At 35.0% G+C, this 14,327-nt stretch carries 16 protein-coding genes and 1 tRNA gene; 12 read left to right on the top strand and 5 right to left on the bottom strand.

Annotated features, from left to right (window positions below; all coding sequences use genetic code 11):
* Nucleotides 1–40: 40 nt before the first annotated feature.
* Nucleotides 41–961 carry a tRNA (adenosine(37)-N6)-dimethylallyltransferase MiaA gene (gene miaA / locus GFU89_RS07750; protein WP_318846587.1) on the bottom strand — a complete coding sequence of 307 codons (921 nt, stop codon included), beginning with the start codon at nucleotides 959–961 and terminating at the stop codon, nucleotides 41–43.
* A 308-nt stretch (nucleotides 962–1,269) separates the two neighbouring features.
* Between miaA and GFU89_RS07745 the strand changes: the two genes are divergently transcribed.
* The 3 genes from GFU89_RS07745 (at nucleotide 1,270) to nadA (ending at nucleotide 3,902) form a co-directional block, all read left to right on the top strand.
* Nucleotides 1,270–2,127: a YicC family protein gene (locus tag GFU89_RS07745; RefSeq protein ID WP_318846586.1), complete on the top strand. Its 858-nt coding sequence runs from the start codon at nucleotides 1,270–1,272 to the stop codon at nucleotides 2,125–2,127.
* 86 nt (nucleotides 2,128–2,213) lie between these two features.
* Entirely contained in the window at nucleotides 2,214–2,777 is a 564-nt protein-coding gene (gmk, locus tag GFU89_RS07740) for a guanylate kinase (protein ID WP_318846585.1), read from the top strand.
* Nucleotides 2,778–2,882: 105 nt separating this feature from the next.
* Entirely contained in the window at nucleotides 2,883–3,902 is a 1,020-nt protein-coding gene (nadA, locus tag GFU89_RS07735) for a quinolinate synthase NadA (RefSeq protein WP_318846584.1), read from the top strand.
* 262 nt (nucleotides 3,903–4,164) lie between these two features.
* Here nadA and GFU89_RS07730 read toward each other — a convergent pair whose 3' ends face one another.
* The 4 genes from GFU89_RS07730 to GFU89_RS07715 form a co-directional block, all read right to left on the bottom strand.
* Entirely contained in the window at nucleotides 4,165–4,374 is a 210-nt protein-coding gene (locus GFU89_RS07730; protein ID WP_047379010.1) for a bacteriocin-like protein, read from the bottom strand.
* Between the two features lie 63 nt (nucleotides 4,375–4,437).
* A complete protein-coding gene (locus GFU89_RS07725; RefSeq protein WP_318846583.1) occupies nucleotides 4,438–4,635 on the bottom strand; it encodes a bacteriocin-like protein in 198 nt (65 codons plus the stop codon).
* Between the two features lie 62 nt (nucleotides 4,636–4,697).
* Nucleotides 4,698–4,868 carry a bacteriocin-like protein gene (locus GFU89_RS07720; protein ID WP_318846582.1) on the bottom strand — a complete coding sequence of 57 codons (171 nt, stop codon included), beginning with the start codon at nucleotides 4,866–4,868 and terminating at the stop codon, nucleotides 4,698–4,700.
* 57 nt (nucleotides 4,869–4,925) lie between these two features.
* The gene (locus GFU89_RS07715) at nucleotides 4,926–5,117 is read right to left on the bottom strand and encodes a bacteriocin-like protein (RefSeq protein WP_318846581.1); all 192 of its coding nucleotides are present in this window, start codon (nucleotides 5,115–5,117) and stop codon (nucleotides 4,926–4,928) included.
* 334 nt (nucleotides 5,118–5,451) lie between these two features.
* Between GFU89_RS07715 and thrA the strand changes: the two genes are divergently transcribed.
* From thrA to GFU89_RS07670, 9 genes are all read left to right on the top strand, one after another.
* Nucleotides 5,452–7,899 (top strand): bifunctional aspartate kinase/homoserine dehydrogenase I, encoded by a 2,448-nt coding sequence (gene thrA / locus GFU89_RS07710; RefSeq protein ID WP_318846580.1) that lies wholly within the window; start codon nucleotides 5,452–5,454, stop codon nucleotides 7,897–7,899.
* Nucleotides 7,900–7,908: 9 nt separating this feature from the next.
* Nucleotides 7,909–8,835 (top strand): homoserine kinase, encoded by a 927-nt coding sequence (locus GFU89_RS07705; protein WP_318846579.1) that lies wholly within the window; start codon nucleotides 7,909–7,911, stop codon nucleotides 8,833–8,835.
* A 16-nt stretch (nucleotides 8,836–8,851) separates the two neighbouring features.
* A complete protein-coding gene (gene thrC, locus GFU89_RS07700; RefSeq protein WP_318846578.1) occupies nucleotides 8,852–10,156 on the top strand; it encodes a threonine synthase in 1,305 nt (434 codons plus the stop codon).
* Between the two features lie 4 nt (nucleotides 10,157–10,160).
* On the top strand, nucleotides 10,161–10,529 hold the full coding sequence (gene folB, locus GFU89_RS07695) for a dihydroneopterin aldolase (protein ID WP_318846577.1): 369 nt from the start codon (nucleotides 10,161–10,163) through the stop codon (nucleotides 10,527–10,529).
* Nucleotides 10,530–10,564: 35 nt separating this feature from the next.
* Nucleotides 10,565–11,929 (top strand): DUF4403 family protein, encoded by a 1,365-nt coding sequence (locus GFU89_RS07690; RefSeq protein WP_318846576.1) that lies wholly within the window; start codon nucleotides 10,565–10,567, stop codon nucleotides 11,927–11,929.
* A 42-nt stretch (nucleotides 11,930–11,971) separates the two neighbouring features.
* Nucleotides 11,972–12,481, top strand: a complete 510-nt coding sequence (locus GFU89_RS07685; RefSeq protein ID WP_318846575.1) for an RDD family protein — start codon at nucleotides 11,972–11,974, stop codon at nucleotides 12,479–12,481.
* A gap of 58 nt (nucleotides 12,482–12,539) precedes the next feature.
* Nucleotides 12,540–12,610, top strand: a tRNA-Cys gene (locus GFU89_RS07680).
* 349 nt (nucleotides 12,611–12,959) lie between these two features.
* The gene (locus tag GFU89_RS07675) at nucleotides 12,960–13,229 is read left to right on the top strand and encodes a hypothetical protein (protein WP_318846574.1); all 270 of its coding nucleotides are present in this window, start codon (nucleotides 12,960–12,962) and stop codon (nucleotides 13,227–13,229) included.
* Between the two features lie 639 nt (nucleotides 13,230–13,868).
* Entirely contained in the window at nucleotides 13,869–14,096 is a 228-nt protein-coding gene (locus tag GFU89_RS07670; protein ID WP_318846573.1) for a glutathione synthase, read from the top strand.
* Nucleotides 14,097–14,327: the final 231 nt, after the last annotated feature.

Raw genomic sequence — 14,327 nt, 5'->3', positions numbered from 1 at the left:
TTTTCAAAGCTTCTAAAGTCGTTTAATAATGTAAAAGTATTTACTTTTCAAACTCCTCCGCAATCCATTTCAACAAATCTTCATACTCTTTTTCAGAATATCCCAACTGCAAATAATGAATATCATCGGCTTTTCTATACCAGGTCAACTGACGTTTTGCATATCTCCGGCTGTTCTTTTTAATTTCTGAAATGGCAAAGTCAAGATCCCAGTCACCATCAAAATATTTGAATAACTCTGCATAGCCTACCGTATTCAAAGCAGTGAGTTCTTTGAATTTCTCAAGACCCTTCACTTCATCCAGCAGTCCTTTTTCCATCATGATATCCACTCTCCTGTTGATTCTGTCATACAGTTCTTCTCTGGGAGCTTCTATTCCGATTCGAATTAAATTAAAATCTCTTGAATCCTGGGACACAGCAATCAATTCAGAATATTTTGTATCAGTTTGCCAGATCACATCTATAGCACGCAAAAGCCTGCGGTGGTTGTGAATATCCACTACACTGAAATATTCGGGGTCGAGTTCCTTTAAAGTTTCCTGAAGTTTTTCTATTCCTTCCTGTTCCAGAATAATCTGAAGTTTTTCCTGGTTTTCAGTATTGGCTTCAGGCAGATCATGCAAACCTTCTATCACTGCTTTTTCATACATCATACTTCCGCCCACAAGAATAACGGTGTCATACGTTGCAAAAAGCTCATTGAGTTTTTGAAGGGCATCTTCTTCATACTGCCCGATAGAATAGTATTCTTCAACTGAAAGATTTCCGATAAAATGATGAGGTGCCCCCGCAAGTTCCTCTTCTGAAGGTGCCGCTGTACCTATTTTCATTTCTTTAAAAAACTGACGGGAATCACAGGAAATAATCTCCGTATTGAAATGCTGCGCCAAATCAATTGCCAATCTCGTCTTACCGATTCCGGTGGGGCCTACTACAGAAATCAAATTTTTCTTTTTCACAGCGCTAATTTACGAAAATGAGTTTATTTGAATTTTTATTTTTAAACATAAAATCTACAAAAAAGCTGCTGTTTATTTTGAACCATTAAGATTTTATGAAGAAGTTCAGAATATTAAGATGAGCTTCGCTTTTTAGTAGAACGCTTCTGAAAATCTATGAGATTTTTTCTTAATTAAACTTAACAGCTTAAATGTTCTTAATGGTTCAAAATAAATTTAAAACTTGAATAATTATATACTGTACGTTGAAGTTTCATGGTATTATAGTATAGACTTAAATGTTTATCTTTGTAGAACAATAAAAAACTATGATTTTATCAATGACCGGATTCGGTAGAGCCGAAGATGTTTTTGAAGGAAAAAAAATTACAATAGATATTAAATCACTGAACAGCAAGAGCTTTGATTTGAATATTAAAATTCCTTTACGTTATAAAGAAAAAGAATTTGAAATCAGAAAAATTCTTAACGATAGAATTATCCGTGGAAAAGTAGACTGCTACGTTAATATTGAGAACCTTGAAGAGTCCAATGATGTAAAAATTAATAAAAATTTAATTGAATCTTACATCAATGAGCTTAAAAACATAGCTTCTGACGGTCCTAATTTCGAATACCTTAAAATGGCAGTAAGACTTCCTGATGCTATCTCATCAAGACCTGATGAACTTACGGCAGGTGAATGGGAAGCGCTGGCTAAAATTGTCAATAATGCTATTAACAGATTTGAGGAATTCAGAAAAACTGAAGGCAGCATTTTACACGAAGAATTAAACAGAAATATTCAGAATATTGACAAATATCTTGGAGAAGTAATTCCTTTTGAGGAAGAAAGAATTGTCAGCGTGAAAGAACGTTACCAGAAATCTTTGAAAGAATTTGAAAACGTAGATGAAACGCGTTTCTACCAGGAAATGGCCTATTTCACTGAAAAGCTTGATATCTCTGAAGAAAAGGTAAGACTTACCCAGCACTTAAAATATTATAAAGAAGTAATGGACAATGAATCTTTCAACGGAAAAAAACTGGGCTTTATTTCTCAGGAAATCGGAAGAGAGATCAATACATTAGGTTCTAAAGCCAATCATGCAGAAATCCAGAAACTGGTTGTAATGATGAAAGATGATCTGGAAAAAATTAAAGAACAAACGTTAAACGTATTGTAATGATAGGTACGGGTTACGAGATGCGTGATGATCATTCCTAACAATGAACTCTGTAACTCGAAACCTGAAACCTGAAATCAAAAAAAATGGATAAAGTAATTATATTTTCAGCACCATCAGGGAGCGGAAAAACTACATTGGTAAAGCATTCACTGGAAACATTTCCTGAGCTGGAATTTTCAATCTCATGTACCACAAGACAGCCAAGAGGAAGTGAAATTCATCAGGTAGATTATCATTTTCTGACACCGGATGAATTCAGACAGAAAATTTCTGAAGATGCTTTTGTAGAATATGAAGAAGTATATACTGATAAATATTACGGTACTTTAAAATCTGAAGTAGAAAAAATCTGGAATCAGGGAAAAGTTGTTATTTTTGATGTAGATGTAAAAGGAGGTATTTCGTTAAAAAAATATTTCGGTGAAAAAGCCCTGTCTATTTTTATAGAACCGCCTTCCATTGAAGAATTGGAACGAAGATTGATCTCCAGAAATACAGATGATGCAGAAACCATACAAACCCGTGTAGCAAAGGCAGAAGAAGAAATGACCTACGCCGGCGAGTTTGACAAGATTGTTATTAATGAAGATCTTGATGCAGCTAAAAAAGAAATAGAAAGTTTAATAAAAAGTTTTATCAGTAATTAATGGCTGGAAGATAGAAGACGGAAGATGGAAGTAATCAAAATACTCTCAAAATCTAACTTTTAATTTCTCACCTCTAACTTCTGATCATAAAAAATTGAGGTTGATATGAGTACCGAAACATTAGAAAAAGCTAAATCTGCAATTCCTGTCAGAGGATTTCTGGATATAAAAGATATAGCCATTCCTCAGGGAGAAGAATTGGTAAAAGCCATTCTTAAACTTAAAGAGGAAAAAAATGCTGTTATTCTTGCCCATTACTACCAGCCTGGAGAAATTCAGGATATCGCTGATTTCCTTGGAGATTCTTTACAGCTGGCAAGACAGGCAAAAGATACCAATGCTGACATGATTGTATTCTGCGGCGTACATTTCATGGCAGAAGCGGCTAAAATTCTGAACCCAACTAAAAAAGTAGTTCTTCCTGATACTATGGCCGGATGCTCTCTGGCAGACGGTTGTTCCGGAGAAGGTTTAAGAAAAATGCGTGAACAGCACCCGAATGCTTTAATTGCCACTTACATCAACTGTAATGCAGAAACTAAAGCAGAAAGTGATATCATCGTAACAAGTTCAAATGCTGAAACCGTAATTGAAGCACTTCCAAAAGACAGACCTATTATTTTCGCACCAGACAAAAACCTGGGAAGATATTTATCTAAGAAAACAGGACGTGATATGATCCTTTGGGACGGAAGCTGTATCGTACACGAAGCTTTTTCAATGGAAAGAATTGCCCAGCAGCTGGCAGATAATCCGGATGCAAAACTGATTGCACACCCTGAAAGTGAAGAAACCGTTTTGAAACTGGCTCACTTTATCGGTTCCACTTCTGCCCTGTTGAATTATGTAGAACAAGACGACTGTCAGAAATTTATCATTGCAACAGAAGAAGGAATTCTTCACGAAATGAGAAAACGCGCTCCTCACAAGGAACTGATTCCTGCATTGGTTTTTGATGAAAGCTGTAACTGTTCGGAATGTTTCTATATGAAACGTAATACAATGGAGAAATTGTACTTATGTATGAAATATGAACTTCCTGAAATCCTTATCGACGAAGAATTAAGATTAAGAGCATTGAAACCTATTGAGGCTATGCTTGATCTTTCAAAAAGCATAAAATAATTGAAAAGCACTGTTTTTACACAGTGCTTTTTTATTTTAATCCGCAGTAATTGCAACAAAACAATCTATACTCACAACAACACACATTCTGCAATGTTCTGAGAGATTCCAATAGGCCTCACATGAAGGATCACTGGAAGAGCCTGGTCCAAAAACCAGATGAGTAGGGCAACCATCACATCTTGATACACCAGCGCCTTTCATCTGTTCCAAATCTCTTCTGTTTAGTTTTTTTAAATTTTTCATAAAGTCTGATTATCTTTTAAGAAACTCCTCCGTCCACACATTCCATACTTACCAACACACACATCTTGCAGTAGTCAGGAAGTCCCTGATAAGCAGAACATGGATACTGATATTCAGGTCCATCTCCGAATGTAGCGTGTTGTGGGCATCCTGCACATCTTGAAGGACCTGCGGCTCCATTTAATTGTTCAAGCTCTTTTCTGTTTAATTTCTTTAAATTTTTCATAGTAGTTTTAATTATGATTTTTATGTTTTTACAACAAATTGATGATTTTTAAATAATATTATCCTATTCCTCCAGAACGATACAACTGCCTGGTATTGATGGATCATAAGGGAAAAGGTAAAGACAAACCTTACGTCCTCTAAAATCTGTACATACCGCACAACCTTTTGGTCCGCAGTCAAGATCAACAGCACAGGTATCTCCTCCACCTCCAATAATCGCTCTTAAATTTTCTCTGTTTAATTTTTTTGAATTTTTCATGGTCGTTTTAATTTTCAAATTAAATTTTGATTTTCTAATGGAACAATATAATTAGGAATCACCTACAACATGGGTGCATAGCAGGTTCCTCCCGGCTTCAGCCAACAGCCCCATTTTCCACCTCCACGAAAACAGACGAACTGCTCCCCTCCACATGCTTCAATTTGGATATCCGTAAAGCCTCCGTTAATACTTTTCTTTTCTTCTCTTGATAATTTCTTGATTGTTTTCATAGTATAATAATTTTAGTATTCAGTAATAAAAAAACAACAGACTTTTGTCATTCAAAATTAATAAGGACCGAAGCATTCAAAACTCACCAGTACCCTTCCTTTACAACATTCCGGTAAAGCATCATAATCAGCACATGATCTAGGTTCACCTGGTCCATACGGTCCGGCAGGACAGTTTGCATTACAAGGGCCTATTCCACCGTTGACTGATTTTAAATCGTCTCGTTTGATTTTCTTTAGATTTTTCATGTTTATTTAGTTATTGGTTTAGATTATAAATGTAACATTTTTAATCAATTACAACAAATATATCTCCAAAAAAGGAAATATATTTTATTATGTTAAAAACTTGGCTGTTTCAAAATAAGTTGTACATTTGTTCTGTTACAATGAATTTATTAAGAAACATATCTGATATTTCTGCCCTGAAATCACCTATTTCAGGCATATCTTCTGTTTCTACATTCACAACTACAACAACTACCCCATAACGGGGTAAATTTTCACATATTATTTCCGGTACCTGTACTCTTTTTTCTAAAGAGTAGTCAATTCGTTATATCCAACTTCAAAAAAATAATTGATGAAAGTTTTAAAATTCGGCGGAACATCAGTCGCCCATTCACAGAATATCCTTCTGGTGGAAAAAATCATAAAAGATGAATCTTTAAAAAACAAAATAGTTGTAATTGTATCAGCACTTCATGGCGTAACAGACCAACTGATCAGAGCAGCAGAATACGCTTCCGTTCAAGATGAGAAATATATTCAGATGGTTCAGAATCTTGAAGAAAAACATATCAGCCTGGTCAAAGACCTTTTCCCTATCACAGAACAAAGTTCATGGCTGAGTTTTGTTAAAAAACATTTTAATGATATCGAAGATCTCTACAACGGAATTGCCGTGCTTGGGGAGCTTACCAACAGAATCAAAGATAAAATTGCTTCTTACGGAGAATTTTTGTCATCAAAAATTGTAGCAGCAAGACTTCAGCATGAAGGACTAGACTGTTTATGGATGAATTCTGCGGACCTCATCAGAACAGACAGCAATTTCACCAATGCGAAAGTAGATTTTAAATGCACTGAAAGTAATATTGTTGATTTTCTGAATGAAAATAAGAATCGTATCATCGTAGGTCCTGGGTTTGTAGCGCATGACGAAAAAAATAATGCAACAACATTAGGAAGAGGCGGTTCTGATTACACAGCTTCTATTATAGCAGCTTCCATTTATGCAGAAGAACTTCAGATCTGGACAGATGTAAGCGGAATGATGACTGCCGATCCCCGTTTGGCTTCCAATGCAAAACCTATTTCAGAAATATCTTATCATGAAGCAATGGAGCTGTCTCATTTCGGGGCAAAAGTACTTTATCCGCCTTCCATTCAGCCTGTCATGGAAAAAAACATTAATCTGATCATTAAGAATACTTTCGATCCAGATGCACCAGGAACTTTGATTTCTCACCAAGTGAAATCTTCAGGAAGTGAAAAGCAGATTGCAGTAGGAATTTCAAATATGAACAGTATTGCTCTTCTTACATTGGAAGGCAGCGGCATGGTAGGAATTCCGGGTATTTCAGCGAAATTGTTCCAGTGCCTAAGTCATGAAAAGATCAATGTAATTCTTATTACACAAGGGTCTTCCGAACATTCTATCACGATTGCAATTGAAGAAAAAGAAGCTTTACGTGCCGAAGATGCCATCAATTCATCTTTTGCGGATGATATCAATCTGAAAAGAGTATATGCTGTAAAAATTGAAACAGGGCTTTCCATTGTGGCTTTGGTTGGAGAAAGTATGAAAAGCAGAAGCGGTGTAAGCGCCAAAATGTTCGGATGTCTGGGAAATAACGGGATCAATATAAGAGCAATTGCTCAGGGCTCTTCAGAAAGAAATATCAGTATCGTTATTTCAGAAAAAGACAGTAAAAAAGCAGTGAATGTACTTCACGAGGAATTTTTTGAATCTGAAATTAAGCAAATCCACCTTTATATCTGTGGAACAGGAAACGTAGGGTCAAAGCTTATTCAGCAGATCTATGACCAGAATGCTTATCTAAAAGAAAACTTTTTAATCAATCTCAGAATTGCGGGAATTTCCAACAGCCGTCATATGATATTTTCAGACAAAGGAATATCACAGGAAGACTATTTTATATGGAATCAGAAAGGTGAAAAAGCTTCTCCACAGGAATTTGCCGAAAATATTATCTGCCGGAACTTAAGAAACTCTGTTTTCGTGGATGTAACAGCAAGTTCTGATATACCTGAAATTTATGAAAGTTTATTAAAAAGAAGCGTGAATATTGTGGCTTGTAATAAAATTGCAGCCTCTTCAGATTTTAAAAAGTATAAAACATTAAAAAATACAGCAAGAAACCACAACTGCAATTTTTATTTTGAAACTAATGTAGGAGCAGGACTTCCGGTAATAGGAACCATCAACGATTTGATCAAAAGCGGAGACAAAATCCAGTCTATTCAGGCAGTACTGAGTGGGACATTGAATTTCGTCTTTAATGAATATGATGGCAGCAGAACATTTTCTGAAGTCGTAGCCCAGGCCCAGCAGGAAGGTTATACAGAACCGGATCCAAGACTTGACCTGTCGGGAACTGATGTGGCTAGAAAAATTTTAATCCTTGCCAGAGAAGCCGGATATCCGCTTCAGTTTGATGAAATTGAAAACATTGGTTTTCTTCCTGAAGAATGTATGCAGGGAAGCGTTGGAGACTTTTATGAAAAGCTTACAGCATATGAAGACCACTTTAAAAACTTATTGAAGAATGCTAAAAATGAAGGTAAAATATTAAAATATGTCGCAGAATTTGAAGATGGAAAAGCCAAGGTAGGGTTACAGCACATTGCTCCGGCCAGTGATCTGTTTCATCTTTATGGTAAAGACAATATTGTCATTTTTAAAACTCTCAGATATTCCGAACAGCCCTTAGTCGTAAAAGGTGCCGGAGCCGGAGCTGATGTAACAGCAAGCGGAGTTTTTGCAGATATTATTCGTTCCATTTAAAATACAGTTATGAAAAAAGTAAAATTAAAAGTTCCCGCTACTGTTGCCAATCTGGTTTGCGGATTTGATATTCTCGGAATGGCAGTTCATGATCCATATGATGAAATGGAATTCAGGTTATTGGAAACTCCTGAAATTATTATAAAACATACTGATCCTTTTGGACTTTCTGAGGAACCTTCAAGAAATGTTGCAGGGGTTGTCCTGTTAAAAATCCAGGAATATTTTAATCTCAAAAACGGCTTTGAAGTGATTATCCATAAACATATAAAACCTGGTAGCGGGCTCGGCTCCAGTGCGGCAAGTGCCGCCGGAGCCGCCTTTGGAGCCAATATAGTATTAGGAAACAAACTATCTAAAGAGGAAATGGTCTATTTTGCCATGTTTGGAGAAGAACTCGCTTCAGGAGTACGTCATGCAGATAATATTGCACCGTGTATCTATGGTGGAATTACTCTGGTAAAATCTACCAATCCCATTGATATTATTCCGCTGAACAGTCCTGATTTATTTGTAACCGCAGTACATCCACAGGTGGAAGTCAAAACTTCAGATGCAAGACAGATTTTGAAAAAAAATATTACGTTGAAAAGCGCAGTAGAACAATGGGGAAATATAGCAGGTCTTGTAGCAGGAATTCAGAAAAATGACATTTCATTGATTGGTCGAAGTCTTAACGATGTCATTATAGAACCTATCCGTAGCATTCTGATTCCAAAATTTGACGAAATTAAAACCAAAAGCTTGCAATTGGGAGCTTTGGGTGGAGGAATTTCCGGATCAGGGCCTTCTATTTTCATGCTCTCTGAACAAAAAGAAACGGCAGAAAAAATAGCTCAAATGATGAAATCAGTCTACGATAAAATTGATGTAGAAAGCATTGTATATGTATCAAAAATAAATCCGACAGGTATTCAAATCGTTGAAGAAGCTTAACACAAAAAAAACAAAAATGAAATATTATAACTTAAAATATCCTCTGGAAAAAATTGATTTCAGAGAAGCAACAATAAAGGGTCAGGGAAAAGAAAAAGGATTATTCTTCCCTGAAAATATTCCTCAGTTTGACGCTGAATGGATTCAAAATATTCATCAGTATTCTAATGAAGAAATTGCTTACCAATGTATGAAAGATTTTGTGGGAGATGACATTCCCTCAGAAATCCTAAAAGAAATTGTGGCAGAAGCAGTCAGTTTTGAAATTCCTCTGGTAAAGATCAGTGAGCAGATCTCTATTCTGGAATTGTTTCATGGCCCTACCCTTGCCTTTAAAGATATTGGAGCGAGATTTATTAGCCGTTGTCTGTCTTATTTTCTAAAAAATCAGCAAAAGAAAGTTACTGTTCTTGTAGCGACTTCCGGAGATACGGGAGGTGCTGTGGCTCATGGATTTTACAAAATTCCACAAATCAATGTAGTCATTCTGTACCCTAAAAATAGGGTAAGTGTGGTTCAGGAGAAACAGTTGACGGCACTAGGAGAAAACATCTCAGCTTTGGAAGTAAATGGCAGTTTCGATGACTGTCAGAATCTCGTAAAACAGGCTTTTTCTGATGAAGAAATCAACAGTCAGTTATTTTTGACGTCTGCCAATTCTATTAACCTTGCCAGATGGCTTCCCCAGCAGATTTATTATTTAATAGCTTTAAAACAATGGATTCAGCATCATAAAGAAGAACCGGTAATCTGTGTTCCGAGTGGAAATTTCGGAAATATCTGTGCCGGAATTCTGGCTCATTTCAGAGGGCTCCCTGCCAGTCATTTTATTGCAGCCTGTAATGCTAATCAGGTAATTCCTGATTATTTTAAAACTCAGAACTATCAGCCACAAAAAGCGGTTGCCACATTATCCAATGCTATGGATGTGGGAAATCCAAGTAATTTTGTAAGGATTTTAGAACTTTTCGGCCATCAGTTTGAAGCGTTGAAAAATAAAATATCTGCGTATTCCATTGATGATGACAAAACAATGAATACCATCACAGAAGTCTATGAAAAATACGGATATATTCTGGAGCCTCACAGTGCCGTCGCATTTGCTGCAATGGAACAATATCTGCATGAAAATCCAGAGCAGAAAGGCTTTATCCTTGGTACTGCCCATCCCGTAAAATTCCCTCATGCTGTGGAAAAAGCAATCCATACTCAGATTGAAATTCCGGAATCATTGAACGAGCTGATGAAAAAGGAGAAAAAAACTGTAGAAATAAATTCAGATTTTGAAGAATTAAGACGATTTTTGCTTCATAAAATATGAGGCAATGAGCAAAATATATCTTGAAGATGTACGAATATATGCATACCATGGTGTACTCCCTGAGGAAAACATTATCGGGACGTATTATATTCTGAATGTAGAACTTCATACTGATCTGTGGAAAGCAGCAGAATCCGATGATTTGCATGACACCATAAGCTATGCAGACATTAATGATATTCTCCACAAGGAAATGAAAATAAAATCTAAATTACTGGAACATGTAGCTGGAAGAATAATCTCAACAATCCACGACAACTTTCCACAGATTGATTATATTAAGTTAAAAATCACCAAAACAGCTCCGCCTATGCAGGGAGAAATGACAGGTGCCAGCATTGAGCTGGAAAAGAGTTTTAAACCGGAAATTTAAAATTGTTACTTTCGTTCATTAAAAAAACATACACATTGAAATTCGTTAAAATATTATTTTTAGTAGCAGGTATCAGCGCTTTTGGTCAGACCGGTGTTGATAATCAGCTGGCAGCTTATAACTTTCCAAAGATAAAGTCCAGTATTACAATGCCAGTGACTATTCCTCTTTCGGAACTGAGCAATATGATCAATGCTTCTGTGAAAGAACTCGTTTATCAGGATGACTCTTATACAGACAATAACAATGATCAGTTTAAAGTAAAAGTTTGGAAAACCAGACCTATTCGTCTTGTTGGTGGAACGAGCCAGAATTTACTGATTGAAGTTCCGTTAAAAATATGGGCAGAAAAAGGAATTGGTACTTTGGGAGTATACACCTATCAGAATACCACTTTTGAAACGGTAATGTCATTCAATACAACGGTTACTTTTAAAAATAACTGGACTATTACCACCAATACCCAGCCCAATGGCTTCAGATGGGTAAGCAAACCCGTCCTTGATTATGGAAGAATCCAGATTCCTATTACCTCCATTGTTGAAAAAAGCTTAAAAGAACAGCAGGAAAAATTCTGTAAGACGATAGATCAACAAATGGCTACTCAACTGAATTTTCAGCAATATGCCTTAATGGCATGGAATACTTTTCTGCAGCCTTTCAATATCTCAGAAGAATATAATACATGGCTGAAGGTAAGCCCGGTGGGAGTCAATATTACTCCTTTGAAATTTTATGGAAACCAGATCAATGCTACGCTCGGTGTTGATATTTATTCCGAAACTTTCACAGGAAGTAAACCTGCAGCTTCTTTACCAGTAACCAGTGTTGCCAATTTCAACTCCACTCCTACTGTTGCTGATAAATTTATTTTACAGACTACGGCCAATATTCCTTTTACAGAGGCAAGCAATATGGCAAGAAAAACATTTCTGAATAAGGAGTTTGACATCCGTGACTCTAAAGTAAAAGTTACTGATATCAGAGTATACGGTGTTGACAACAGAGTGGTTATTGAAGCTCAAACCGATGGCTATATAAAAGGTATAGCTATTATTTCCGGGATCCCGGTGTATGATGATACAAAAAGAAAAATTGTTTTATCAGAGACCAAATTTAAACTGAAAACGACCAATATTCTTCAGAAAACAGCTTCTCTCCTATTTCAGGGGAAAATTGTAAAAATGATTGAAGAAGAGTATGGTATTCCAACCCAGGAAATGGAAGATGCCTCCAGAAAAAGTATTGAAGACGCCTTTAATAAAGAATATTATAAAGGTTTAAAGATGAACGGAAAAGTTTTCAATCTGAAACCCAGTAAAATTCTCCTCAACAATACAGGAATTACGGCTGTTATTGATACCAATGCTTCACTAAAACTGCTTGTCAACGGGTTCTAAAATTTTAAACTAAAAAACTAAACTAAAAACTAATAACCAACCATGAAAAAATATTTAGTCGTTGTAGACAGAAACAGAGCCCAAAAAGGGATAAGACTTGCTAATTTTATTATTGACAGAGCGATTATCACCGTTATCTTTATTACTTTTGGAGCTATTGCAGCCCTGATATACAATCTTACCAATAATGATTTCCTTCTCAAAATTGTGTATAAAATGTCAGAAATAAATAGATTTCTCGATATCATGATCACTTCCTTAGTCTACTTTCTGTATATTTTTCTTATAGAATACTTTACAAAAGGCAGGTCCGTTGGCAAGTATATTACCGGAAGTAAAGTCATTTGTATCGATGGTACCGAACCTACTTTCAATGATTACCTGATCCGCAATATTTCCAGAATTGTTCCTTTTGATAGCCTTTCTTTTTTGGGAGAAAATGGCTGGCATGACAAATGGAGTGAAACCAGAGTAATTAACATCAAAAATTATCAAGCTGAAATTCAAGCAAAAAGCGAAATAGACGCTCTTGGAAAGAAAGAAATTGCTTAAAAACTTTTGTTCATAAATAAATTTTACTATATTTGCACACCTCAAAAATGGTAAAAATGGTACTTTGGCCGAGCGGCTAGGCAGTGGTCTGCAACACCATCTACAGCGGTTCGAATCCGCTAGGTACCTCAAAAAAATCCTCTAATTTATTTAGAGGATTTTTTGTTTTATCTCACAAAAAATACTCCATTTATTTTTCCTTAAAGACATACATAAGTATATTTTTATATTTGTGAAAAATTTCCTCCATTTATTACCTGGAAAATTCAACCATGTTTTTATCCATATCATCTACACATATAATAATTTCAGTAATTGTATTGCTACTAATGGCTTTCTGCAGTATTTATGGCTTTTATCAATTAATAAAGCATGCAGTTAAAAAAGGGATTAGAGAATCCAAAGAGCAATAGCCTCAACCTATTTTTAAATAAGGCTTTAAAATAATTGTATATTAGTAAGACTAAAATCAATACTGATGATACAATTTACTCCTGAAGAAAAGAACCTGATATTGGCAGCAATACAGTACGAAAAAGAAATACAAGACAGAGCTGATGATGATGAAATAGAATATGTAGAAGAAATAGAAGATGAATTTCAAAAAGAGAATATTTTTATTTCAAGGAGAAATATAGATTCCATTATAATATACCTGGAACACTTACTTAACAAAGCAGACCAGTACAACACCATTGAAGTTCAGGCTTTAGAAAGCAAATTAGATAATTTATCAAACTTACCATAATAATTTCCCTGCTCTTCGGCGGGGATTTTTATTTTAAATCCATAAACAATTATCATCATTATTCTTTCATTGGATATTCTTAAACAATCATTCTATGTTAATCTATATAAAACAAGCTCATCTATTTCAAAGAAGAGCTTGATAAATAATGCAAAAAGATGATGGATATTAAATTATCTTATTCAAAAATAGATGATTAATCAATTTACATTTTATGAGCAGCGTCATATTAGGACAAAAAAAATCCCCGGAAATTCCGAGGATAAAAACTAATAACCATGAAAACTCAAATTAAACATGAGTTACATATCTATATCGAAAAATCGTGCCAAGAATGCCAATTTTGAGAAAAAAAACCAATTTGCACTGACAGCATCGATTTTACAATTTCAGCATTTTAAACCTATCTTATTGAAGCTTTAAAAACCACTTCATAATTATTTATAATTAATTAAAATAAATATAACACGTCGGCAAAAATGTTAAAAATAAAATAATTTACAATTTCATAAAATAAAATTCACATTCGGGAAATAAAAATTTTCATCTACTCCATCAGCCATCAAAAAAAAACCAAACCAACACCAAATTGGCATAATTTATTCTTCATATAAATTAATCCAATAAATTTTAATCATCATGGCACAAAGAATTTTTAGTAAAGAAGATTTCACGAAAAATAATGAAAGAGAATACCAGTTGGAGTATAATATAAGTGAAATAGGTGAAGGTTCTGACCTTATTGTAGAAAGACGAACCGAAAAAGGAGATTATGAAATCATTCAGCCTCCTTTGCGAAAATCAAACGATAAAGTATTTATTATCTGGGACACTCCCTTTGACGGCAGAATACTCTTTGATCTTTAAACATTTTTGAGAGCCATTTTATGAAAAAAAGCCCCCATAAAAATGGAGGCCTCAAAAAACACAAATGATGAAAAAAAATTTTATATCAGAGATAAAAATTATTTTATCTATTAATTCTTAACCAAAGATATACCAGTCTTTTTTTTTATTTTATGAGTAGAATCATAAAATTATTATTTCTTTTAAATAGAGAGCTATCCAGCCAGCAGACAATATTTCTCAAAAAAAGAC

Source organism: Chryseobacterium sp. JV558, assembly GCF_033712365.1.
GTDB lineage: Bacteria > Bacteroidota > Bacteroidia > Flavobacteriales > Weeksellaceae > Chryseobacterium.
This window is presented reverse-complemented; position numbering and strand designations above follow the sequence as displayed.